Source organism: Halorhabdus utahensis DSM 12940 (assembly GCF_000023945.1).
GTDB lineage: Archaea > Halobacteriota > Halobacteria > Halobacteriales > Haloarculaceae > Halorhabdus > Halorhabdus utahensis.
Window position 1 is genome coordinate 1,402,873 of the sequence record NC_013158.1, and the last position, 22,657, is coordinate 1,425,529.

General features: G+C 62.4%; 21 protein-coding genes and 1 CRISPR repeat array. Of the genes, 11 read left to right on the forward strand and 10 right to left on the reverse strand.

Annotated features, from left to right (window positions below):
• Positions 1-206: 206 nt before the first annotated feature.
• The 10 genes from HUTA_RS07000 (at position 207) to HUTA_RS07045 (ending at position 9,238) form a co-directional block, all read left to right on the forward strand.
• Positions 207-413, forward strand: coding sequence for a hypothetical protein (locus tag HUTA_RS07000; RefSeq protein WP_015789183.1), 207 nt, complete (start codon positions 207-209; stop codon positions 411-413).
• A gap of 18 nt (positions 414-431) precedes the next feature.
• Positions 432-1,055 (forward strand): V-type ATP synthase subunit E, encoded by a 624-nt coding sequence (locus tag HUTA_RS07005; RefSeq protein ID WP_015789184.1) that lies wholly within the window; start codon positions 432-434, stop codon positions 1,053-1,055.
• Complete coding sequence (locus tag HUTA_RS07010) at positions 1,052-2,125, forward strand: V-type ATP synthase subunit C (protein ID WP_015789185.1); 1,074 nt, start codon at positions 1,052-1,054, stop codon at positions 2,123-2,125. The genes HUTA_RS07005 and HUTA_RS07010 overlap by 4 nt, the downstream gene beginning before the upstream one ends.
• Positions 2,122-2,445 carry a V-type ATP synthase subunit F gene (locus HUTA_RS07015; RefSeq protein ID WP_015789186.1) on the forward strand — a complete coding sequence of 108 codons (324 nt, stop codon included), beginning with the start codon at positions 2,122-2,124 and terminating at the stop codon, positions 2,443-2,445. The genes HUTA_RS07010 and HUTA_RS07015 overlap by 4 nt, the downstream gene beginning before the upstream one ends.
• A 3-nt stretch (positions 2,446-2,448) precedes the next feature.
• Entirely contained in the window at positions 2,449-4,212 is a 1,764-nt protein-coding gene (locus tag HUTA_RS07020) for an ATP synthase subunit A (RefSeq protein ID WP_015789187.1), read from the forward strand.
• Complete coding sequence (locus tag HUTA_RS07025) at positions 4,209-5,624, forward strand: V-type ATP synthase subunit B (RefSeq protein ID WP_015789188.1); 1,416 nt, start codon at positions 4,209-4,211, stop codon at positions 5,622-5,624. Before HUTA_RS07020 ends, HUTA_RS07025 begins: the two co-directional genes overlap by 4 nt.
• Before the next feature lie 27 nt (positions 5,625-5,651).
• Positions 5,652-5,849 (forward strand): hypothetical protein, encoded by a 198-nt coding sequence (locus HUTA_RS07030; RefSeq protein ID WP_015789189.1) that lies wholly within the window; start codon positions 5,652-5,654, stop codon positions 5,847-5,849.
• 50 nt (positions 5,850-5,899) lie between these two features.
• Entirely contained in the window at positions 5,900-6,952 is a 1,053-nt protein-coding gene (locus HUTA_RS07035) for a Brp/Blh family beta-carotene 15,15'-dioxygenase (RefSeq protein ID WP_245529147.1), read from the forward strand.
• A gap of 398 nt (positions 6,953-7,350) precedes the next feature.
• The gene (locus HUTA_RS07040) at positions 7,351-8,028 is read left to right on the forward strand and encodes a V-type ATP synthase subunit D (RefSeq protein ID WP_015789191.1); all 678 of its coding nucleotides are present in this window, start codon (positions 7,351-7,353) and stop codon (positions 8,026-8,028) included.
• A gap of 88 nt (positions 8,029-8,116) precedes the next feature.
• Positions 8,117-9,238 carry an RNA ligase gene (locus HUTA_RS07045; protein WP_015789192.1) on the forward strand — a complete coding sequence of 374 codons (1,122 nt, stop codon included), beginning with the start codon at positions 8,117-8,119 and terminating at the stop codon, positions 9,236-9,238.
• A 27-nt stretch (positions 9,239-9,265) separates the two neighbouring features.
• Here HUTA_RS07045 and HUTA_RS07050 read toward each other — a convergent pair whose 3' ends face one another.
• The 4 genes from HUTA_RS07050 to HUTA_RS15850 all read right to left on the reverse strand — a co-directional run bounded on the left by HUTA_RS07050 (position 9,266) and on the right by HUTA_RS15850 (position 12,197).
• On the reverse strand, positions 9,266-11,107 hold the full coding sequence (locus HUTA_RS07050; protein WP_015789193.1) for a UvrD-helicase domain-containing protein: 1,842 nt from the start codon (positions 11,105-11,107) through the stop codon (positions 9,266-9,268).
• A 75-nt stretch (positions 11,108-11,182) separates the two neighbouring features.
• On the reverse strand, positions 11,183-11,485 hold the full coding sequence (locus tag HUTA_RS07055) for a DUF7521 family protein (RefSeq protein WP_015789194.1): 303 nt from the start codon (positions 11,483-11,485) through the stop codon (positions 11,183-11,185).
• Positions 11,486-11,557: 72 nt separating this feature from the next.
• Positions 11,558-11,908, reverse strand: coding sequence for an ArsR/SmtB family transcription factor (locus HUTA_RS07060; RefSeq protein WP_015789195.1), 351 nt, complete (start codon positions 11,906-11,908; stop codon positions 11,558-11,560).
• 103 nt (positions 11,909-12,011) lie between these two features.
• The gene (locus HUTA_RS15850; protein ID WP_049941231.1) at positions 12,012-12,197 is read right to left on the reverse strand and encodes an HVO_0416 family zinc finger protein; all 186 of its coding nucleotides are present in this window, start codon (positions 12,195-12,197) and stop codon (positions 12,012-12,014) included.
• 117 nt (positions 12,198-12,314) lie between these two features.
• Between HUTA_RS15850 and HUTA_RS07070 the strand changes: the two genes are divergently transcribed.
• Entirely contained in the window at positions 12,315-12,662 is a 348-nt protein-coding gene (locus HUTA_RS07070) for a hypothetical protein (RefSeq protein ID WP_015789197.1), read from the forward strand.
• Between the two features lie 203 nt (positions 12,663-12,865).
• Positions 12,866-16,247: a CRISPR direct-repeat array (repeat unit 30 nt; unit sequence GCTTCAACCCCACGAGGGTCCGTCTGAAAC).
• Positions 16,248-16,349: 102 nt separating this feature from the next.
• Here the strand turns inward: HUTA_RS07070 and cas2 are convergent.
• From cas2 to cas7b, 6 genes are read right to left on the reverse strand one after another with little or no spacing between them, the layout of a single operon-like run.
• Positions 16,350-16,613, reverse strand: coding sequence for a CRISPR-associated endonuclease Cas2 (gene cas2 / locus HUTA_RS07075; protein WP_015789198.1), 264 nt, complete (start codon positions 16,611-16,613; stop codon positions 16,350-16,352).
• Position 16,614: 1 nt separating this feature from the next.
• A complete protein-coding gene (gene cas1b, locus HUTA_RS07080; protein WP_015789199.1) occupies positions 16,615-17,607 on the reverse strand; it encodes a type I-B CRISPR-associated endonuclease Cas1b in 993 nt (330 codons plus the stop codon).
• 3 nt (positions 17,608-17,610) lie between these two features.
• Positions 17,611-18,189, reverse strand: coding sequence for a CRISPR-associated protein Cas4 (gene cas4 / locus HUTA_RS07085; RefSeq protein ID WP_015789200.1), 579 nt, complete (start codon positions 18,187-18,189; stop codon positions 17,611-17,613).
• Positions 18,186-20,780 (reverse strand): CRISPR-associated endonuclease Cas3'', encoded by a 2,595-nt coding sequence (locus HUTA_RS07090; protein ID WP_015789201.1) that lies wholly within the window; start codon positions 20,778-20,780, stop codon positions 18,186-18,188. Before HUTA_RS07090 ends, cas4 begins: the two co-directional genes overlap by 4 nt.
• Complete coding sequence (cas5b, locus tag HUTA_RS07095; protein WP_015789202.1) at positions 20,781-21,575, reverse strand: type I-B CRISPR-associated protein Cas5b; 795 nt, start codon at positions 21,573-21,575, stop codon at positions 20,781-20,783.
• 2 nt (positions 21,576-21,577) lie between these two features.
• A complete protein-coding gene (gene cas7b / locus HUTA_RS07100) occupies positions 21,578-22,657 on the reverse strand; it encodes a type I-B CRISPR-associated protein Cas7/Csh2 (RefSeq protein WP_015789203.1) in 1,080 nt (359 codons plus the stop codon).

Here is a 22,657-nt window from a genome sequence, read left to right on the forward strand (position 1 = left end):
AATTCGACCACCCGAGTGTCTGGCCACTCGACTGCTTTGAGAAGCTTTATGATGGTTGTGATCTGAATCCCAGATGCTCGAAAACCAATGTTCCTGAACCGAACAGGAGCTATTCGCAAACCCATGAGTGAAACACTACTGTCGACCGACGGTGACACCGTATCGCGTTCCGAACTAGCTGGCCGGTTCACGGAGGGGTACTGAACATGGTCGTTCTCGAACCGCTTTCGGCTGCGGCACTTGGCGTCGGCTTTGCGGCACTCGCAGCGGGGTATGCCGAGCGAGGCATCGGATCGGCGGCCGTCGGCGCGCTCGCCGAGGACGACAGTCTGTTCGGACAGGTGCTGATCCTGACCGTCCTCCCGGAGACGCTCGTCATCCTGGCACTGGTCGTCGTGTTCCTGACGCTGTAATCGGGGTTCTCGATATTCATGAGCCTCGAAACGGTCGTCGAAGACATCCGGGAGCAAGCCCGTTCGCGTGCGAGAGAGATCACGGAGGCCGCTGACGAGCAAGCCGAATCGATCGTCAGCGAGGCCGAGGACGACGCCGAGTCGATCGTCGCCGACCGTGAGCGCGAGATCGAACGCCAGATCGCCCAGGAGCGCGAGCGCCGGCTCTCCAGTGCCAAACTCGAAGCCAAACAGGAGCGGCTCAACGCACGCCGGGAAGTCCTCGAAACGGTTCGCGACCAGGTCGAAGACGGGCTCGCAACCCTCGAGGGGGACCGACGCGAGACGTTGACCCGCGAGCTCCTCGAGGACGCGCTCGAAGAGTTCGAGGGGAGCGAGGTGCGCGTCTTCGGACGGTCCGAGGACGCCGAGTTGCTCGAATCGATCCTCGCGGACTACGACGCGTCCCTGGCAGGCGACGTGGACTGTCTCGGCGGCGTGGTCGTCGAGAGTGACCAGTCCAGGGTCAGGGTGAACAACACGTTCGACTCGGTACTCGAGGACGTCTGGGAGGATCAGATCAAGGCGATCAGCGATCGCCTCTTCGAAGACACCGACGTCGACGGCGACCTCGCCGCCGACGCCGAGACAACCGAGCAATGAGTCCCATGAGAAACCCCAGCGGAGCGAAAAGCAACTACGAGTACGTGGTCGCTCGGGTTCGCTCCCGGCGAGCCTCGCTGTTCGACGAGGACGATTACCGCAAGCTCGTCCGGATGGGGACCGGGGAGATCGCCCGGTTCATGGAGGAAAGCGAGTACGAACGCGAGATGAACGCCCTGGGCTCGCGCCACTCCGGGGTCGACCTCATCGAGTACGCGTTGACCCGGAACATGGCGAAGCACTTCGAGGACCTGCTGTCGTGGTCGGAGGGGCAACTCTACGATTACGTCGCCAGGTACCTCCGGAAGTTCGACGCCTGGAACGTCAAGACGGCGCTTCGGGGGATCTACTCCGAGGCGGACGCCGAGGCCATCGAGGCCGACTTCATCCGGGCGGGCGAACTCACCGAGGAGGATCTCGATCAGCTGGCGACGGCGGAGTCGATCGAGGGCGTCATCGAACGACTGGAAGGGACGATCTTCCAGGAGCCCCTCGAGGATGCATTCGAGGAGTTCGAGGGGACGGGACTGCTGGTTCCCCTGGAGAACGCCGTCGACCGGACGTTCTACGAGGCGCTGCTCGCCGGACTTCCGGACACCGCAGAGACGGGCAGTGCGATCGGCTACTATCTCGAGTTCCTCCGGGCCGAGATCGACTTCCGGAACCTCCGGAACGCGTTGCGACTGGTCCGGACTGGCGCGGACATGGATCCCGCCGAGTACTACATCGAGGGTGGCCAACTCTTCGATGCGGCGGAGGTTCGCCAGCTCGTCGAGAACGAGGAGCAGTTGCTCGATCACATTCGTGAGAGTCAGTACGGTAGCGAGCTGTCGTCGGCGCTCGATGCGCTGGATTCGGCGGAGGAGTTGATCGGCTTCGAGCACGCCATCGACGCGGCGTTGCTCGAATACGCCGACCGGCTGTCCTATCGGTATCCGGTGTCGATCACGGCGGTGCTTTCGTACGTCCTCGCGAAGGAACGTGAGATAGACAACATCCGGGCGATCGCCCGCGGCACCGAGAGTGGCCTCTCGCCCGAGGAGATCCAGCGGGAGCTGGTGATGCTATGAGCAAAGAGATCGCAGTCATCGGCAGTGCGGATTTCACGACCGGGTTCCAGCTGGCTGGCATCCGGACGTTCGCCACCATCTCCGAGGATCCCGAGACCGAGGAGGTCGACGAGGCGGTCACGACGATGCTCGAAGACGACGACGTCGGCATCGTCGTGATGCACGATCCGGACCTGGAACACCTCTCGCGGTCCGTCCGCGAGCGCGTCGAGACGAGTGTCGATCCGGTGTTGGTGACGCTCGGCGGCGGAGCCGGGAGTGGCGGATTGCGCGACCAGATCAAACGTGCGGTCGGTATCGACCTGATGGAGGAAGACTAACGTATGAGTCAAGCGACAACGTCCGACGTCCGTGAAGACGGCGTCATCGAGAGCGTGAGCGGTCCCGTCGTCACGGCGACGGGCCTGCAGGCCCGGATGAACGACGTGGTTCGCGTCGGTCGGGAGGGCCTGATGGGAGAGATCATCGAGATCGAAGGTGACCTGACGACGATCCAGGTGTACGAGGAGACCTCCGGCGTCGCGCCGGGCGGCCCCGTCGAGAGTACGGGTGCGCCGCTATCGGTCGACCTCGGCCCTGGACTGCTGGACAACATCTACGACGGCGTCCAGCGCCCCCTCGAAGGGCTCGAAGAGAAGATGAACTCGGCATTCCTCGACCGTGGGGTCGACGCCCCCGGGATCGACATCGAGAAGACCTGGGAGTTCACCCCCGAGGTCGAGGCAGGCGAGGAGGTCACCGCCGGCGACATCGTCGGGACCGTTCCAGAGACCGAGAGCATCGACCACAAGGTGATGGTGCCGCCCGACTACGACGGCGGCGAGGTCATCGACACCAAGAAAGGGAACTTCACCGTCGAGGAGACGGTCGTCGAACTCGATACCGGCGAGGAGATCCAGATGCGCCAGGAGTGGCCGGTCCGGCAGGCCCGGCCCGCCGGCGACAAGGAGACGCCGACCGATCCGCTGGTGACGGGCCAACGCATCCTCGACGGCCTCTTCCCCGTCGCGAAGGGCGGGACGGCCGCGATTCCGGGGCCCTTCGGCTCCGGGAAGACAGTCACCCAGCACCAGCTCGCCAAGTGGGCCGACGCGGACATCGTCGTCTACGTCGGGTGTGGCGAGCGTGGCAACGAGATGACCGAGGTCATCGAGGACTTCCCGGAGCTCGAGGACCCGGTGACCGGCAAGCCGCTGATGAGCCGGACGAGTCTGATCGCCAACACCTCGAACATGCCCGTCGCGGCGCGTGAATCGTCGGTGTACACCGGCATCACGATGGCCGAGTACTATCGGGACATGGGTTACGACGTCGCGCTGATGGCCGACTCCACCTCGCGGTGGGCCGAGGCCCTCCGGGAGATCTCCTCGCGGCTCGAGGAGATGCCCGGCGAGGAGGGGTATCCCGCCTATCTCGGGGCTCGCCTCAGCGAGTTCTACGAGCGTGCGGGGTACTATCAGAACGCCAATGGCACCGAGGGATCGGTCACCGTGGTCGGTGCCGTCTCGCCGCCCGGCGGTGACTTCTCGGAGCCGGTCACCCAGAACACGTTGCGGATCGTCAAGACGTTCTGGGCGCTGGACGCCGACCTGGCCGATCGCCGGCACTTCCCGGCGATCAACTGGGACGAATCGTACTCGCTGTATCGCGATCAGCTCGACCCGTGGTTCGAGGCGGAGGTCGCCGACGACTGGGCCGAGATCCGCCAGTGGGTCATCGACGTTCTCGACGAGGAAAGTGACCTCCAGGAGATCGTCCAGCTGGTCGGGCAGGACGCGTTGCCGGCCGACCAGCAGCTCACCCTGGAGGTCGCCCGGTACATCCGGGAGTCATATCTCCAGCAAAACGCGCTCCACGACGTCGACACCTACTGTGAGCCCGAGAAGACCTACCGCATGATGGAGGCGATCCGGACGTTCAACGACGAGGCCTTCGACGCGCTGGACGCGGGCGTCCCGGTCGACGAGATCACGGACATCGACGCCGCGCCGCGGCTCAACCGGATCGGGACGACCGAGGAGTACGACGAGTTCGTCGCCGAGCTCGAAGACGACATCGAATCCCAGCTCAGGGGGACCTACCAATGAAAGAATATCAGACGATCACCGAGGTCAGTGGGCCGCTCGTGTTCGTCGAGACAGACGAGCCGATCGGGTACGACGAGATCGTCGAGATCGAAGTCGGCGACGGCGACACCCGTCGCGGACAGGTGCTCGAATCGACCAGCGATCACGTCGCGATCCAGGTCTTCGAGTCCACCCAGGGGATCGACCGAGAGTGTTCGGTCCGGTTCCTCGGCGAGACGATGAAGATGCCCGTCACCGAGGATCTCCTGGGACGGGTACTCGACGGGACCGGCCGGCCGATCGACGGCGGGCCGGACATCGTGCCCGAGCAGCGCCAGGACATCGTCGGCGCGGCGATCAACCCCTTCTCCCGGGAGTACCCCCGGGAGTTCATCCAGACGGGGATCTCCGCCATCGACGGCATGAACACCCTCGTCCGGGGCCAGAAGCTGCCGCTTTTCTCCGGGTCGGGGCTGCCCCACAACGAACTCGCCCTCCAGATCGCCCGGCAGGCCGAAGTGCCCGAGGAGGACGACGACGAGGAAAGCGAGTTCGCCGTGATCTTCGCGGCGATGGGGATCACCGCCGAGGAGGCCAACGAGTTCATGGACGACTTCGAGCGTACCGGCGCACTCGAGCGGTCGGTCGTCTTCATGAACCTCGCGGACGACCCCGCCGTCGAGCGGACGATCACGCCGCGGCTGGCGCTCACCACGGCGGAGTACCTGGCCTTCGAGAAGGGGTATCACGTCCTGACGATCATGACGGACATGACCAACTACTGTGAGGCCCTCCGGGAGATCGGGGCCGCCCGCGAGGAGGTTCCGGGTCGCCGGGGCTACCCCGGGTACATGTACACCGACCTGGCGAACCTCTACGAGCGGGCGGGCCGGATCGAGGGCGTCGAGGGGTCGATCACCCAGATCCCGATCCTGACGATGCCCAGCGACGACGACACCCACCCGATCCCGGACCTGACAGGGTACATCACCGAGGGCCAGATCTACGTCGATCGTGGCCTCAACAGCCAGGGCGTCCGGCCGCCGATCTACGTGCCGACCTCGCTATCGCGACTCATGGACGAGGGGATCGGCGAGGGGCTGACCCGCGAGGACCACGGTGACGTCCAGTCACAGCTGTATGCGGCCTACGCCGAGGCCGAGGACCTGCGTGACCTGGTGAACATCGTCGGTCGCGAAGCACTCAGCGAGCGTGACAACAAGTATCTGGACTTCGGCGACCGCTTCGAGAGCGAGTTCGTCGACCAGGGCTACGACACCGCCCGGTCGATCGACCAGACGCTGGACATCGCGTGGGATCTGCTCTCGGACCTGCCCAGAGAGGAACTCAACCGTATCGACGAGGAGTTCATCGAGACCTACTACGACGAGGGGTCGGACGCGACGGTCGAAGCCGCCGAAGCCGACGACTGAAGCCGATCGCGTTTCCGCTCCTCACACATGGTCGAAGCCGACCCACTCGTTCGCGCCGCCCGGAACGGGTTTCTCGCGACAATTCTTCTGCTGGTCGCCATCGGTGGCTATCAGTTCGCGACGGGCGGGACCGTCACGACGCCGGTCGTGGCGACGTGGGTCGTCGCCGTCCTCACGTTCTACGCCTCGAAGTACTACTATCGCCGGCGTGACGACGGTAGCTGACGGCGAGGGCCGACCCAACGGTTTTGCACCTGCCCATCGAGTTCGAACGCGTGCAACAGCCGACCGAGCGGGGCGGGTTCGACGGGTCGGTGGCCGCCAGCCTCGGGGTCTTCCTCCGGTGGACCGGGTGGCTGCCGCTACTCGCACTCGCCGTCGTCGTCCCACTCCTCGCCCCGCTACCGGAGTCCGTCCGCTACCTCCCGCTGGTCGCGAGCGTCGTGGTCTTTGGCCTGCCCCACGGCGCGCTGGACTACGTCGCCCTGCCGCGGGCACTGTCCGGCCGGGTTGATGCGCGGGGACTCACGATCGTGGGCGTCCTCTATGCAATTCTCGGCGGGGGCTACCTCGTGGCGTGGCTGATCGTACCCGTCCCGGCCGCCGTGGTGTTCATCGCGCTGACGTGGTTCCACTGGGGGCAGGGCGAGTTGTTCGTGCTCCGGGACGCCTTCGGCGGCGGCCACCTCGACGATCGCATCCAGCAGGCGCTGACGACGGTGGTCCGCGGCGGATTGCCGATGGCGGTTCCGCTGGTCGGGTTTCCCGAGCGGTATCTGGCCGTCCTCGAAACCTTCGTCGAGCCCTTCGGCGGGTCGATCGGGTCGGCGTGGCTGTTCGAGCCGAGCGGGCAAGCGATCGTAGCGGTCGGGTTCGGGCTGGTGACCGTCGTGACGCTGTGGCGCGGGTGGCGGCTGGCGAAGGCGAACGGTCGTCGGCAGAGCGACAACGGCGGTTGGCGACTCGACGCGGCCGAGACGGCACTGCTTTGGGTGTTTTTCCTCCTCGTCGAGCCAGTGCTCGCCATCGGGGCGTACTTCTGTCTGTGGCACTCGCTGCGTCACATCGTCCGGGTCGGACTGCTCGACGAGCGGACAGTCTCCGCGCTTTCGGCTGGCGAGTGGCTCCGGCCGGCCGGACGGCTGGCGGTCGAGGCGTTGCCGACGACGCTCGCTGCCGGCGGTTTCCTGTGGGCGCTGTACGTCCTGACGCCGGCGAGCGAGGGGGTCGCGAGCGCGATCGGGGTCTACCTCGTTGGCATCGCCGTCCTGACCCTGCCCCACGTGGTGATCGTCACCTGGATCGACCGTGAGCAAGGGTTCTGGTGAGGCGTTACGTGGGTGGATTCGGATATGCAGGCCCGACTGTGAACAGCATGAAAGCCCCGAGCCGTTCGAGTCGGGAGGCTCGTTGCGCGCTTCCCTCGCTTCGCTCGGTCCAGTGCTTACGTCGCCCGCCGTCCCCGAACGGCTCGCCCCTTTCAGTCCCACCCGCGTGTCCTGGCTGGGCAGCCGAAACGGGTGGGACTGAAAGGGGCCGCTCGCTCGACCTGGCCCGGACGAAGTAAGGACCGCAACGGAGTGAGGACCGCAGCGAGTCCCGGACAGTCGAGCGAGCGGGGGCTTTCATGCTGGTCTCATATCTGTCAGACCTAAAGTAGCGTATCAGAGCTCTATCTCATACCGACTGAAAAGCGTTAACTGAGTGGCTCGGTTATCGGGTGGTAATGGCCCAGGACGTCAAGCCGACGCGAAAGAACCTCATGCAGATCGAGGACCGGATCGAACTCTCCGAGCGGGGCCACGACACGCTCGAGCAGAAGCGTGACGGCCTCATCATGGAGTTCATGGACATCCTCGACCAGGCCCAGAACGTCCGTGCGGATCTCGAAGAGACCTACGACCGCGCCCAGGCCCGCATCGACATGGCGCGGGCGATGGAGGGCGACGTCGCGGTGCGAGGCGCGGCGGCGGCCTTGAAGGAACACCCCGAGATCACCACCCAGTCGAAGAACATCATGGGCGTCGTCGTCCCCCAGATCGAATCGACGAAGGTGCGCAAGAGTCTGGACGAACGCGGGTACGGCGTCCTCGGGACGAGCGCCCGGATCGACGAGGTCGCCGAGGCCTACGAGGAACTCTTAGAACAGATCATTCTCGCTGCGGAAGTCGAGACCGCGATGAAGGAACTGCTCGACGAGATCGAGACCACGAAGCGGCGTGTCAACGCCCTGGAGTTCACGCTGTTGCCCGATCTCCGATCGAGTCAGGACTACATCGAGCAGAAACTCGAAGAGCAGGAACGCGAAGAGATCTTCCGGATGAAAAAGATCAAAGCCAACAAGGAAGCCGAGGAGAAGGCCGAGCGCGAGGCCGAAGAGGACGCCGAATCCGCGTCTGCGTGAGGGCTTCGGAACTCAGTTGCGGTATCGAGTGGCAGTTGGCGTGTTATCAACCCCCATAGCTATTGCGCACGGCATCGTAGCCCTCAGTATGGACGAGGATCGCGACTGGGCGGCGGTTCTCGGCGTCAGGAGTGCGGAAGTCGATTCGGTCCTCGCGGCGTTCGAGGAGAGCGTCTTCGAGGGGCGGCGCTACCGCCACCTCTCGGCTGCCCGCCACGGGATCGAGCGCGGAACGGCGATCGTCGACGGGACCGTGATCCGTGGGTTTCCGTCGATCCCGCGGACGCTTGTGCTCGACCCGGGGATCGTCGAGCACTTCGACGGGCGAGTGACGATCGAGGAGAAACGCAACGGGTACAACGTCCGCGTCGCCCGGATCGACGGCGACGTCCTGGGGTTCACCCGGAGCGGATACGTCTGTCCGTACACCACCAGCAAAGTCAGGGAGCTACTCGACCCCGACTCGTTTTTCGACGCCAATCCCGAGCGCATGCTCTGTGGCGAGTTGATCGGCCCGGAGAACCCCTACACGCCACACGAGTATCCCGACGTCGAGTCCGCGGCTTTCGAGGTGTTCGACGTCCGCGATCGAGAGACGGGCCGGCCATTGGCGGTCGATCACCGGCGGGACCTCTGTGCGCGCCACGACCTGGCGACGGTTCCCGCGTTCGGCGAGTGCGATCCGGTGGAGGCGGCCGAGGCCGTCCGGGAGGTGATCGCCGACCTGGACCGGGCAGGCAAAGAAGGGGTCGTGATGCAGTCGATGGACGGTACCCGGCAGCTGAAGTACACGACCTCGGCGACGCATCGAGCCGATTTGGAACACGCGTTCTCGCTCCCCTTCGACTACGGGCGGGACTTCGTCTTTCCGCGGGTTCTCCGGGAGGTGTTCCAGGCCGTCGAGCTGGATCGAACGAGGGGCGAGTCCCGCCAGCGAGCCCAGGAACTCGGGGAGTCGATCCTCTTGCCCGCGGTCGAAACCGTCAGGGCGGTCGAGCGCGGCGAGACTGTGGGGGAGGAACACACCGTCCGGGACGACCCTGCCGTGATCGAGGCACTCCTCTCGCACTTGCAGGAAATGGGCATCAAGCTCGAAATCCAGCAGGATCGAGACGAGAACGGCGAGCGCGTCGTCTCGTTCGTGAAAGTATCACAGTCGACCCGTGACAACGTCGAAAACTATCTCGACGGACAGGTGATCGACGAGTGAGCGAGCGTGGCTATCGCTTGGGTGCGATCAGTGGACGGCAGCCGCTTCCTCGCCGAGGATCGACGCGAGGACTGCCTCGGGATCCTCGCTGGGTTCGTTGTTCAACAGGACGTCGATCGGCAGCGTCGGCGCGCCGCTGACGAGGTTTTCGAGGATCACAAGTCGCTCGCGGGCACGGGAGAGTCCAACGTAGAAGACCCGGCGCTCGTTGTCGGTCAGCGTCGGGACCGGATCGGTGTGTTTGGTGAACTCATCGACAGCGGGCACGTCGATCTCGTTGCGCTCGACGGTCGCGGCCATCTGCTCGACGACCTTCTCGGTGAGGTCGGTCGCGACGAAGACGTGATCGGCCTCCCGACCCTTCGCGCTGTGGATCGTGCCGAGGCGAACCCGGCCAGGGTCCATCCCCTCGTAGTCGCCGGCGAAGTACGCGTCGATCGTCTGTTCCTGGAAGCTGGTGACTTTCCGAACCATGTCGGCGGCAGCCGGCGGTTCCGGCAGGAACGGCGCGTGATCGCGGATGAGATCCGGCTCGACCTCGATCTCGGTGAGGTCGTCCGTCTCGGCGGCCTCCTGGCGATCTTCGAGATCGTCGAAGAGATCGTCGCGTTCGCCGGTACCGAACGCCGTGTCTTCGAGCATGTCCGCGAGCCGTCGCCCCTCCAGAGCCGTCAGGGGTTCGTCCGCCGCGAGGGCCTCGATCCCGTTGACGTAGTCCGTAAGGCGATCGGTCCACATCCGCTGGTCGGTCATCGTCCGGAAGGGGATGCCCTCGTCGATGAACTCGTCGATGAACTGGAACATCTGGTAGCGCGCCCGGAACAACACCATGATGGTGCCGTCGTCCTCCTCGACGGTCCCCCGGACGTTCCGGACGAGATCGAGCATCGAGGGGTTCCGGACGGCCTCGACGTTGCCCCCCTGCTTGCGCGGCGAGAGGTTCTTCTCCTGGCGCTGGTCGATGTGGGTGACCTCGCGCTGGACGACCTCCAGGATCTCCGAGGGAAGTCGATGTGAGGTGTCGAGGATGACGTCCTCGCCCTCCTCTTCGAGCAGCAGGTTGGGGTCGGCTCCCTGCCAGGCGTAGACGACCTGGTCGTCGTCGCCCGCGATCAGTGCGTGGTCGACGTGGGCTTTCCACTCCTCGTAGACGTCGTATTGCAGCGTCGTGATGTCCTGAAACTCGTCGATCGCGAGGTAATCGACGCTGGGGAGCAGCGAGCGCTGTTTGACGCGTTCGAGCATGTCGGCGAACCCGACCAGCCCGTGTTCGCCCTTATACGACCGCCAGGCGCGGATGACCTCCGGGACGTCGATCCGGTCGTCATCACTGGGCCACGTCGGGGTGTACTTGTTGCCCGTCTGGGCGTTCTCGTCGATCTCCGGCGGCAGTCGGACCTTCTCGTCGTTCCACTTGAAGGGGACGTCGTACCAATCGGCGACGTCCCGGCGAGTGCGCTGGAGCCACTGGCTCGTGGCGATGATCTTGTTGCCGATGGTCGTCGAACGGGCCGTCCGCCGTCGGCCACCCTCGTACTGGTCTTCGTACTCGATGCCGTACTCCTCGGCGAACTCCTGTTTGTCGGACTCGCCCACGACGTCGCCACGCGAGAGGTTCAACAGTTCGTAGGCCTTGGCGTGCATCGTACAGACGTTGCCCTTGAGCGAGCGGGGCGAGACGTCGAGTCGCTCGGCCAGCCGTTCACGGACCTCGGCAGCAGCAGCCCGGGTGTAGGAGACGACGAGGACGTCCCGAACGTCGACATCGTCGTCTTCGAGGAGTTCCTCGACGCGGTCGAGCAACGCCGTCGTCTTCCCGCTGCCAGGCCCGCCGAATAATCTAGTTACCTTCGAGGTCGGTTCGGTCATTGCACAGTAACTAGGACTGGTGCCTCATAAGCGACGTGACTTTTCTCCGGCCCTGCCAGCGGCGTTCAACGGTGGCTACCGATACAGCGAGACGTACAACATGGCGAAGCCGATGATGAACGGAACGGTCTGGGCCATGTCGAAAAACAGCCGGGCGCGGGGGGCCGGCTGGGTGGTGAACATCTGTGAGACGATGTTACTGACCGCCACCCCCATACTGATGAACGCGAAGCCGATGAACGCGTATTGGAGTCGCTCGCTTCGTCGTTTCTGGTAGGCCTGAAAGCTGATGAGCGTGATCCCGAGCGTGAGCCCGAACAGCACGAGCCGTAACAACACCAGCGCCCCCTGTCCGTACTGCACCACGGTGTCGACCATAGTACACTCACCTCCCGATTGACAACCTCACTATATTAAGGTACTCAAAATGCTGCGAACGGCGAGCCCTGCTCACTCCAGGTTGAGATCGTCCCAGAGTTGACTGAACCGGTCTGGCAGGTTCTCCGAGCGATAGATGCGAACCTGGTATTCGTCGTCTTCGAGTCGGATGACCGTACTTTCGAAGTTCGACTCGTAGACCTTGTAGTGGTTGCCGTCTTCGGCAACGCTTGTCTGGTCGGAAACCAGCTCGTGCTCCTCGAGGATCTCGAGGCGACGATAGACTGTCGGCAGCGACAACTCGAGTTCCTCGCTCAGTTGTTTGGCCGACTTGGGTGACTGACTGACTGCCGCCAGTACCTCGCGCGCGTGTTGATCCCCGATCGTGTCCAGCACCTCTTCGATGGGGCGTTTTTCGTCCACTGACAGGGAGTATTCTGGCAGTGCTCAAAAATGTTGGGAGACACGACGCGGATCGCCGCACGGCGGCGATCCCGTCAAACAGCCCACATTCGAGGGGCCAGGCCTAGCTCGATCTCGCCGGCGACCACTCACATACCGAGCATTGTGTGGCGGTGGTCTCGTGTAACCCGCCACACTCGGGACATTGCTTTTTGTTATAGCTCTCGTCCCATCCGACCGCGTCCGTTTCGTGCCCACGCTGGGCGAGGAACTGGTCGATCACGTCGTCAGTGCTCGGTGCGGTCGCCATACATGACATGGTATACCACACCAGCATATAGGTTTGTTGGTTTAGACAGGTGTTACCATACCGCAATAGAGCACTCGAATGGCGTGACTTTTGATGGGTGCTCGCGTATGCAGTGGTATGTCATCCCGTGAGCGGCGGCAGGGGGGATCCGATTCGGGGAACCGAAAGCATCTCGCGGACATCCTGCCGATCGACCGGGCTGCGATCGAATCGCTGAGTTGGGCACTCGGCACGCGCGTGACGGGTGCTGGTGCGACCCGGCTGTTCGAGGCGGCCAATCCGTCGACCAGGAGTACGCTTTCGGTCTTCGAAGCCACTGAATACACCTGTATCGTCCGATTCCGGACGCCTGTCGGCCGCGAGAAGTTCTTCGGTGTCGCCGCTTCGGATCTTCGGCCAATGCTTGAAGAACTACTCGAGCATGAAGACTGGCAATCGCGGGACGGACAGATCGAGAACGTGTAGGGTTCGGTTGCAATCAGAGTGATATTCCCGGGTGGTCGGAAACGCCATTCCGTCACAGTGCTGGTGTTGGAGGTATTCGCCCCACGAAAGTCCGCCCTGAACTTGTGGACTGCGCCGATGTTTCTCCCTCGTCTGGTTCCAACCCAACAAAGGGTCCTGCTGAAACACGATCACGGCGACGACCACGACCACAGTCACGCCGAGTTTCAACCCCACAAGGGTCCGTCTGAAACCAGTCGAGCAGGCGCTCGGCCCGGTCCTGAATCTGGAGCTTCAACCCCACGAGGGTCCGTCTGAAACGAGTACAGTAACGACGTCTCAGGGTTGAATACTGTCCGCTTCAACCCCACGAGGGTCCGTCTGAAACGCCCCGACCCCTGGGGGAGCAATCACAATTGCCAGCTTCAACCCCACGAGGGTCCGTCTGAAACCCTTTTCGCCAACCGGACGCCGGCCCTGAAAATCGGGCTTCAACCCCACGAGGGTCCGTCTGAAACGCGACCATGCCGCCGAACATCACCGTCGACAGGAGCTTCAACCCCACGAGGGTCCGTCTGAAACGCGCTCGACGCGATCAAGAACGGCGCGACTGAGAGCGCTTCAACCCCACGAGGGTCCGTCTGAAACGAATACTCAAACGACGTTTCAGGGCTGAATACCATCCGCTTCAACCCCACGAGGGTCCGTCTGAAACTGTCGTCGGTCCGGGATCGACCCTCGATGACTGCAAGCTTCAACCCCACGAGGGTCCGTCTGAAACAATACTCAAACGACGTTTCAGGGCTGAATACCATCCGCTTCAACCCCACGAGGGTCCGTCTGAAACGGTGATGACGCTATTACTCATCTCCCTAAACGCGATGCTTCAACCCCACGAGGGTCCGTCTGAAACTGGTCGCGCTGTCGGCCCCGTCGATCGCCGTGATCGTGCTTCAACCCCACGAGGGTCCGTCTGAAACTGGGCATGATCCAGGCTTTCGACTTCCACGTCCGGGCTTCAACCCCACGAGGGTCCGTCTGAAACCTGCCTCACGTTCGCTATCCACGAAACCCCAGTCCTGCTTCAACCCCACGAGGGTCCGTCTGAAACCTGCCTCACGTTCGCTATCCACGAAACCCCAGTCCTGCTTCAACCCCACGAGGGTCCGTCTGAAACCCGAAGCGGGCCTGGGTGATCGCCAGAGCAGCCAGGCTTCAACCCCACGAGGGTCCGTCTGAAACGATCGCATCACCTTCATCGGGGAGCGTGCCCCGCTCGCTTCAACCCCACGAGGGTCCGTCTGAAACCAGTCAGGTCGGTGTGGTGAACGTCGAACTCACCGGCTTCAACCCCACGAGGGTCCGTCTGAAACCCTGTTTTCACAGACGGAGTTCTGGGTTCGAATCCAGCTTCAACCCCACGAGGGTCCGTCTGAAACGCCGAGTTCTATGCTCGATGGCCCGCCGATTCAGCCGCTTCAACCCCACGAGGGTCCGTCTGAAACCGGCTCGGTGACTGTCTTGATGCCGAGATCCTCGTCGCTTCAACCCCACGAGGGTCCGTCTGAAACTCGGTCTCGACGCCGACGAGTACCGCGAGCAACTCGCTTCAACCCCACGAGGGTCCGTCTGAAACCGGAATCGGCTCTGGCACCGTCGAGAAGCTCCGCGAGCTTCAACCCCACGAGGGTCCGTCTGAAACCCGACGTCGGCTTTGCCGAAGCCCTCTCCGCTGGCTTCAACCCCACGAGGGTCCGTCTGAAACCCGGGTGGAGGTCCTTGCCGGTGTGCCCGACGACCGCTTCAACCCCACGAGGGTCCGTCTGAAACCCAGCATGGAGGCCGGCCCGTCGAACTACCCGACGCTTCAACCCCACGAGGGTCCGTCTGAAACCAGCCAGTCACGTCGCGCTTACAGGTATCGCAATAGCTTCAACCCCACGAGGGTCCGTCTGAAACTGGAACGTCAACGTCTTCGGTCCAGGTCACAGAGTCGGCTTCAACCCCACGAGGGTCCGTCTGAAACCGGGCAAGAAGACTCGGTAGCCGTCGCCCTCGGCCTCGCTTCAACCCCACGAGGGTCCGTCTGAAACTAGTCCGCAAGTTCCAGCATTCGCGAGTCGAGCATCGCTTCAACCCCACGAGGGTCCGTCTGAAACGATTCGGATGTCTTTATGCCCTCGATCAAAACCAAGCTTCAACCCCACGAGGGTCCGTCTGAAACTCGACGAGCTCGAGGAGAAGGTCGACCAGGTCCGCGAGCTTCAACCCCACGAGGGTCCGTCTGAAACGGCTCGACGACGCATGACGCACGCACTGATCGCCGCGCTTCAACCCCACGAGGGTCCGTCTGAAACGAGACGACTTGCGGACCGTCGTCGGTCGGTGCCTCGCTTCAACCCCACGAGGGTCCGTCTGAAACATACCGGGATCGGGATCGACCCAGATCCGCCGCTTGCTTCAACCCCACGAGGGTCCGTCTGAAACCCGTCGACGCGATCGTCGCCCAGACCGAACCGATCGAGCTTCAACCCCACGAGGGTCCGTCTGAAACAAATCCCACACGATGCCATGGTTGTGATTGTCTTGGGCTTCAACCCCACGAGGGTCCGTCTGAAACGACCTCCACGCCGAGGAGGGGCCGATCCCCGTGAGGCTTCAACCCCACGAGGGTCCGTCTGAAACATCGCCAGGTCGAGCTGGTCCTGCTGCAGCTCCCAGCTTCAACCCCACGAGGGTCCGTCTGAAACATGCACTCGCCACCGTCGACGATCCCGGACGTCGCGCTTCAACCCCACGAGGGTCCGTCTGAAACCGACGACGGCGCATATGACGAGTTCGCCCGAATCCTCGCTTCAACCCCACGAGGGTCCGTCTGAAACTGCTGGAGATCCTCGCCCCTGGCGACGTCGAGACGCAGCTTCAACCCCACGAGGGTCCGTCTGAAACGCCCGAGGACGTCTACCGCGAGCACATCCTCGCGACGCTTCAACCCCACGAGGGTCCGTCTGAAACCATCGCCCGCCTTCTGGTCGACCGCGCGGAGAATCTCGCTTCAACCCCACGAGGGTCCGTCTGAAACCCGCGACCGCCCCGATCGCCGTCGACGACCCGACGCTTCAACCCCACGAGGGTCCGTCTGAAACGGCCGGCGTCTGGGCGAGCGTGTCCTGGAGTGCAGGCTTCAACCCCACGAGGGTCCGTCTGAAACTCCGACGCACGGGACCTGTACGTGGTCGGAACTCCTGGCTTCAACCCCACGAGGGTCCGTCTGAAACTTAGAAATCACCCCCGAGATTCATGACAGTCTGCTTGCTTCAACCCCACGAGGGTCCGTCTGAAACGATGTCGGAGATGTTCGAGAGGGTCCGGCTCATTAGCTTCAACCCCACGAGGGTCCGTCTGAAACCCGCAGTGAACGCACTCCGACATCGTTAGGCCTCCAGCTTCAACCCCACGAGGGTCCGTCTGAAACCCACTGAAATCAAAGTCCGACTCCTCTCCGGATCGGCTTCAACCCCACGAGGGTCCGTCTGAAACCGCGATATATAATATATATGCTCGCGTCCTGAACGTGCTTCAACCCCACGAGGGTCCGTCTGAAACCATGGCCGAAACCGGCCATATAGCACGTGATACCACTGCCTGGGAGTTAGTGTTTTCGTCGACCGTCAATAGCCCACGAAACCCGGGGGGTCGATGACGACACTATAGAAATTGGCTGTCCTCGGTCGGATCCTCGCCGTAGACAGTACGCGAGACATACTGTTCGGAACTCATCCGGTAGACGATCACCGACTCGCCGGGCTCTAGCATCGAATCAAGTTTTCCCTTGACCTCTTCGAGATCGCCCTCTGTGATTTCACCCTCAAACACCGAGTTCTGTACGTGTGTGAGATACCGACGCAAGAAGTTCAGAAAGAGGTAGGTTCGGTCCGCTTCGACGTCGTAGACGGCGACAACATACACCATGTTACCACCACCGCTCGAAGGACTCGTAGGACTCGCCAGTCAACAAGTGCTTCTTGAGTTTGTACGCCTCGACCCGAAGGAGATACTGATAACTGACCTTCCGGTTGAGATTTGGGTGTTCGATCGTCCGATCGAGCGTCTGCTCGAACTCCTTCGAGAACGTCTCCCGGCCACTCTCGGTGAGCAGACACGCGTTCATCTCCGAATCGAAATCATCGTCGGACAACTGCCCTCGATTCACGAGTCGGAAGACGACGCGATCAGTCAGGACGGGTTTGAAGAGATCGGCAAGATCCAGCGCCAGTGAGTACCGTCGCTCGCCAGGCTCGTGGAGATAACTGATCGTCGGATCGAGTGCCGTGGCCCGGATTGCCGAGACGATATTCGCGTAGACCAGGCTGTTCCCGAACGAGATCAGGCTGTTCACCTTGTTGTTTGGCGGATTGTACTTTCGACCCCCGAAGACGAAGGCGTCGGGAAGAATCTGATCGAAGATCGCGTAGTAGGCACGTCGCGCACTCGCTTCGACGCCCATTGCTTCCTCGACTGACGCCACGGACTTGATCTCGTCACGTCGACGATCGAGTGACTCGAGTGTCGCGCTGAGGTCGTAGTCCCGGTTGTCGTAATAGGTGACGTTCGCCCGCATGTTGTGGATGCTTCCCGCCACGATCTCACGGGCGATGTTGCCACGATGGGCTTCGTCGTCGTAGGCCCGGACCTGTTCGACGACCGTTTGACCCGACGTCTGGCCACGCTCAGGCATGATCGAGCCCGAATAGTAGTCGTTCCAGCCGAAGACGTGCATCGCGACACCGTGATCGTCGAGAAACGAGATCACTCGCGTATTGAAGTCGATCTGCCCGTGGAGGTACAGCGCCTCGGCGTTCTCGATCGGGAGGTACTTCTTCTCGTCGTCCTCGGTGACGAGCCGTACCGTGTCGTTGTGGCGCTCGACCCGTCCGTCCGAGAAGATGTGGTAGTTGTCGTTCATGGATCAACAGCTCCAGCAGAAGTCGTAGTACGCACACGACTCACAGAACGGCTTTTCCGTCGCGGGCGGTGGCGTCTCGCTTCGAACGACGTCGTAAATCCCGCGAATCGCGTCCTCGACTTGCTGTACAGTTTCGTCTGTCAGCTCGACCGATTCGCGCTTGCGTTCGGTCGGATGAGCCAGAACACCCTCTTTCTCGACGCCGACGACCCGATCGAGATACCAGAGGTAGTACAGCAACTGGAGGCGTGCCGGCTCGACCAGCGTCGAGGACGGCTTTACCTCGACGACGCGCCCGTCGTCCAGCAGATCGGGCGCGATCCGACCGTCGATACTCAGGTTCCGTCGTTTCTCGTCGTAGGCCGTCTCGTCGACGTGCGTTCCCCGGACGACGTTCGGGTTCTCCCGGTCGATCTCGATGTTGCGGCTCTCGAACCAGAGTTCGCGCTCACACACTTCATAATATTGCATCATCACACCAGTGACGTGAAACGACGACTCGACGGCCTCGTCGCGTGCTGATTCGAGGAGGAGATCGACGGGATCGGTTTCGCCGGTCCGCTCGTCAGTGTGTCCACTCATAGGAACTGGTGATCGACGCTCGCCTCGGGAACGACGAAGCCCGTCGTTCGGTCGAAGTGTGACGGATTCTGCTGCACGTCGAGTTCATATATGCCTTCGTCTTCGACGAGTGGCGGAAGATCCGTGATGGCATCGGCGGTTTCGCTATCCTCGGAGTAATACGGGACAGAAATACGCAGCGGCTTCGTCTCGTCGACCAACTGGCCAAGCGTCTCGAATTCGAAGTTGCGTTGAGCGTTCCGTATCGCTTCCGCCCGCTCCCGTTCAGCAGGCGTTCGGGTAACGACGATCTCTGCCGAAAGCTGTTCGTCGATGAGCGAAATGGTCCCGAGTTCTTTCGCTTTCGCGTCGTCAACCCAGTCGGCATACGTTTGCTTCCCGACATCCTTGTCTTCTCGCAGCCGTTCGAAATACCACTCTACGCCCCTTCGAGCTACGTCAGTCTCGGAAAGCGATCCGGATTCGTCCCGGATCTGTCGGAGCGTGTCTGCGACAGTAGGAAGCAGCGTCGTCCCGCGATTGTACACGGCTTCTGCCGGCGTCTTCGACTGCTCGTCGGGCACGTCGAGCCACCAGACAGTGACGACTCCCTGTTCGCGCTCGAAGGAACGGTTACACCGCCCGGCTGCCTGAACGATACTGTCGATCGGAGCGAGGTCGCGAAACACACGATCGAAGCTGATGTCGACGCCGGCCTCGACGAGTTGCGTCGAGATCGCGAGCGTCGGATGGCCCCGTTCGGTGAGCGCTTTCGCCGTCTCGATCAACGTGAGCCGATCCGCAGGCCGAAGTCGAGTCGACAGGTGAAGGAGTGCATTGTCGTCGGTCGCTGCAACGCGCTTCGCGAGTTCGACAGGATCAACGTCGTCAGCTGACCCTGCTTCCTGTAGTTCGTCGTCGTAAAGACGACCAACGTCGACAAAACTACCGTCGCCGACTTGCTCTGTGAGTTCTCTCGCACTGTCGATAGTGTTGCAGACAGCGAGCGTTGTCTGTCCCGATTCAACAGCCGCACGGAGTTCGTTGGCGGCCGCCGCGTAAGATTTTGGCTCGCTCTGAGACTCGATGTAGCGCTCGGTCGAATCGTCGAGTTCGTAGGAAACGCGACGGACGACTTCGAAATATCGGTCCGGGTCGTCCACGAGTTCGAATTCGTCCTCGAACAGTCGTGGCTGGGTGGCAGTCATCGCGATAACCGTCGCGTTGTATTGCTCGGTAAGCACGTCCACAAGTCGAGGGACGAGTTTCCACCAGTCCAGCGGGAGGCTCTGTGGTTCATCGAGAACCACGACGGCGTCACGGAGGGCAGGGAGTTTCATCGACTGCCTGTTTTGCGGTCCGGCCAGGCTCTCGAACAACTGGACGAACGTCGTGACTGTCACGCCCGCCCGCCAGCTTTCACCCAGCATCCCTGCGACGTCGTCGTTCCGATCAGCATCGTCGGCAGACTGGTCGTCCGTATCACGAATTGTCGTTTCGGAGAGGTGATGGTGCGCAGTAAGGAGCCGGCCTGCAGTATCTGTCTCGTAGATTTCCTGGATTTCGTCGACGACCTGATCGATGATGCTCGTGAACGGAAGGCCATACACCACGCGATTGCCACCGAGGGCGTCTCTGAGTGCGAAAGCGGCCGACAATCCGGTCAGCGTCTTGCCCATCCCCGTCGGGAGCGTGAGCGTCGCGACGCCGCCACCACTCTCGGCGAACGACGCCACGTTGTCGAGCACATTTTTCCGGGCGTCCGATCGATGGTAGTTCAGGCGCTCGGTTTTCGTCCCGGCCTTGTCGGCATCGACACCTGCCTCCAGATCCTCGATATAATCGGAAATCGTCTCGAATCCCGGTTGACTGGGTGCGTACGTCTCCGATTCGTTTGCCGCACCGGCGGCACTGGTTTTGTCCGCGAGCACGAGTGCACTCCAGCACTGCAAGACGAGCCCGTAGCACGACGAGGAGAGTGCATCCGGATCGACGCCGCGACCGGCCGTCTGCGTTCCCACCGTCTCCTCGATCTCACTCAGCAGCGACCCCGACTGATAGCTTCGCACGAACGATTCCCAGCCCCCGGAACCACCAGTCGCGTTCTCGAACACCGTCTCCGCGAGGTCCGGGACAGTGTCGTGGATGTCCCCGATCTGTTTGAGGACCACCGTCTGACGCTTTTCGACGCTATTCTGTCTCGAATCACCGTCTCGTCGGTGTGTTCGATCGACGACGTACTCCGCGACGTTCGGGAGTCTGCCGTGATGTTTCGCCACGGCGACGAAGCCTGCCAGACACGTTTCGGTATCGAACCCCTGCGTATCGAGGGCATGGTATGCCGCGAACGACCCGATCGGAGCGTGATGCCGTAACATAGGCGGGTCAGCCTCACTGTCTTCGAGGAGGTACTCCTGGAAGTAGGTCGTCGCTTTCCCGAAGTCGTGAACCCAGGCCAGCGTTTCGACGACAGACCGCAGTGATCCGTCCGTCGGAGTCGTCGCATCGTCAGGGACGACGTGTGCCACCCGGTCGGCGACGTCGGCGAGGTGGACTTCGAGTGCGACCCCCTCCCGCCCGCCCTCGGGCGGATGGGAATACCGTTCCGCCATTCAGACGAACACCACGGTCCGGTCGTCGACGCGCGAGGTTGGTACGTCCCTGACCTGCAACGGCTCTGCGTCGGGATTGTATGTATACGTGGTGTACTCCGTGGTCGTCCGTCCGCTACCGTCGGACGCCATGAACGCCGGCGACTGTTCGATCTGGCAGCGCGTTTCGGGATCGAGGACGACATCGTCCATCGCGTCGGGCACCGCCGAGTCGACGGCGATGGTCCCAGAAGCCGGGCCAGGTTTGACGTCGAACTCCCCGAGGTAGTCGATCTCGGCGAGGTACTCGGAGAGACCGAGACTCGGGACGTAATGAGATTTCCCGGCAGCCAGCGTTTCTCGAAGCTGTTCGTACCGCTCGTCGTCAGCGAGCGCAACGTCGATCCTGTAGGCAGGGTCGACGAGGACCTCGTAGTTGTGTTGTTGGCGGAGCTTCGTGGGGTTGGGGAGTTTGATGCTGATCTTCCCGCGTGGATTGAGCGAAGTGAGGTCTCCCGCTGCCGTCGAGAGGGTATTCATCGGCATGTTGACCGTCCGCAGTTCCTCGACGGGCTGGATGGCAATCGCGGATACTTCCGGCCCGAACAGATCGTAATACCCGTCCCGGTCGATGCCCAGCACCGCCGCGATCAACCCGGCGACGGTCGTTCGTGGAACGATCCGGTAGGTCTGTTTGACAACGTTCCCCTCGACGCGCCGGAAGTGTCCCCACGGACCCCGGATCTCGAAGGACAGACAACGATCCAGATCGCTGCCGTCCGTCCCAGTCCTCCCATTCGACGATTCCTGGTCCATGGTCACTCGCCGGTGCTCTGTGGCAGCGTTTCAGGATACTCGTCGTAGACATCGACGACATCGACTCGGTCCGGTCCGATTGCCGTTCGAAGCGCGTCGTACAGGAGGTCCGGCCCACCGCTGTCGGTCCCGTGAGAGAGTTCCAGGACGTCGCTCGCGACCACCCGGATGCGTTCGATCTGGTCGCTGGCGTTCGAGATCCGATCCACGAAATCATCGATCTCCAGCGTAAGATCGCGGATGTTTCGGAGTTCGTCGTGGTCCTTCGAGGCCTCGTCGTCAAGGGTGAGATCCTTGTCCAGGCCGCCGAGATGGTAGCTTTCCTCGCCGTATTCGACGCGACAGTAGAGACGTGGCTCCTGGCCGACTTTGCTCCGACTGATGGTCTGGTTCTTGATCGCCCGCCAACAGAGTGTATCGAGACGCTCTACGTCCGCTCGCGTGAGATTCGTGTCGGCGGCCCCGTGTTCGTCGACGAGTCCGTGGAACCGAATGAGCCCGTACTGGATGCGGTGGTCGTCGAGGTCGAACCCACCCTGTTCTTTCCCCTCCTGGGTGGCGATCACGCTGGTGAGACTGTCATATTCCTCGTTTTCGTTGACAGCGTGGATCGACTTGCCTGGCGAGAACTGAACTGGGCCAGTGAAGTGGTCCGGGAGATGTTTCGCGTACGCATTGTCAGTATCGACAGACATCGTCGCGCCGAAGTAGCGTACGTCGGCACTCTCTTCGAGGTATTCCCCGAAGACGTCGTCCCGGAACTGCGCCGCTGCCTCGTCGTCATCGAGGTCGTAATCGTCGGGATCGACGGCCTTCAGCCTGTCTTCGAGGAGTTCGGCGCGTGTGTACTGCGTGCCCTCTTCCTGAACGTTCCGGATGTAGACGCCGTGGCCGTCGTCGTCCAGCTGGTCGCGGAGGTACCGCTTCAGCCGAACGTCCGTGACGATCGCCTGCTGGGTCTGGGGATCGATCCGCGGCCTGTTCGATCCGCTCAGCGGATTGCCGTTCGGGTTCGCGTCGACGGCATCGTACAGGAACACGATCTCGGAACGGTTCTCGACGGTCTGTGTGGGTTCGCTCAT

What these genes read in the sequence shown, in the direction of transcription:
- HUTA_RS07030 (WP_015789189.1), top strand. Translation starts at nt 5,652, where the DNA reads ATGGTCGAAGCCGACCCACTCGTTCGCGCCGCCCGGAACGGGTTTCTC.
- HUTA_RS07055 (WP_015789194.1), bottom strand. Translation starts at nt 11,485, where the DNA reads ATGGTCGACACCGTGGTGCAGTACGGACAGGGGGCGCTGGTGTTGTTA.
- cas5b (WP_015789202.1), bottom strand. Translation starts at nt 21,575, where the DNA reads ATGGACCAGGAATCGTCGAATGGGAGGACTGGGACGGACGGCAGCGAT.
- HUTA_RS07005 (WP_015789184.1), top strand. Translation starts at nt 432, where the DNA reads ATGAGCCTCGAAACGGTCGTCGAAGACATCCGGGAGCAAGCCCGTTCG.
- HUTA_RS07070 (WP_015789197.1), top strand. Translation starts at nt 12,315, where the DNA reads ATGTCATCCCGTGAGCGGCGGCAGGGGGGATCCGATTCGGGGAACCGA.
- HUTA_RS07090 (WP_015789201.1), bottom strand. Translation starts at nt 20,780, where the DNA reads ATGGCGGAACGGTATTCCCATCCGCCCGAGGGCGGGCGGGAGGGGGTC.
- cas4 (WP_015789200.1), bottom strand. Translation starts at nt 18,189, where the DNA reads ATGAGTGGACACACTGACGAGCGGACCGGCGAAACCGATCCCGTCGAT.
- HUTA_RS07000 (WP_015789183.1), top strand. Translation starts at nt 207, where the DNA reads ATGGTCGTTCTCGAACCGCTTTCGGCTGCGGCACTTGGCGTCGGCTTT.
- HUTA_RS07025 (WP_015789188.1), top strand. Translation starts at nt 4,209, where the DNA reads ATGAAAGAATATCAGACGATCACCGAGGTCAGTGGGCCGCTCGTGTTC.
- HUTA_RS07010 (WP_015789185.1), top strand. Translation starts at nt 1,052, where the DNA reads ATGAGTCCCATGAGAAACCCCAGCGGAGCGAAAAGCAACTACGAGTAC.
- HUTA_RS15850 (WP_049941231.1), bottom strand. Translation starts at nt 12,197, where the DNA reads ATGGCGACCGCACCGAGCACTGACGACGTGATCGACCAGTTCCTCGCC.
- cas7b (WP_015789203.1), bottom strand. Translation starts at nt 22,657, where the DNA reads ATGAGCGAACCCACACAGACCGTCGAGAACCGTTCCGAGATCGTGTTC.
- HUTA_RS07045 (WP_015789192.1), top strand. Translation starts at nt 8,117, where the DNA reads ATGGACGAGGATCGCGACTGGGCGGCGGTTCTCGGCGTCAGGAGTGCG.
- HUTA_RS07015 (WP_015789186.1), top strand. Translation starts at nt 2,122, where the DNA reads ATGAGCAAAGAGATCGCAGTCATCGGCAGTGCGGATTTCACGACCGGG.
- HUTA_RS07050 (WP_015789193.1), bottom strand. Translation starts at nt 11,107, where the DNA reads ATGACCGAACCGACCTCGAAGGTAACTAGATTATTCGGCGGGCCTGGC.
- HUTA_RS07020 (WP_015789187.1), top strand. Translation starts at nt 2,449, where the DNA reads ATGAGTCAAGCGACAACGTCCGACGTCCGTGAAGACGGCGTCATCGAG.
- HUTA_RS07040 (WP_015789191.1), top strand. Translation starts at nt 7,351, where the DNA reads ATGGCCCAGGACGTCAAGCCGACGCGAAAGAACCTCATGCAGATCGAG.
- cas1b (WP_015789199.1), bottom strand. Translation starts at nt 17,607, where the DNA reads ATGAACGACAACTACCACATCTTCTCGGACGGACGGGTCGAGCGCCAC.
- cas2 (WP_015789198.1), bottom strand. Translation starts at nt 16,613, where the DNA reads ATGGTGTATGTTGTCGCCGTCTACGACGTCGAAGCGGACCGAACCTAC.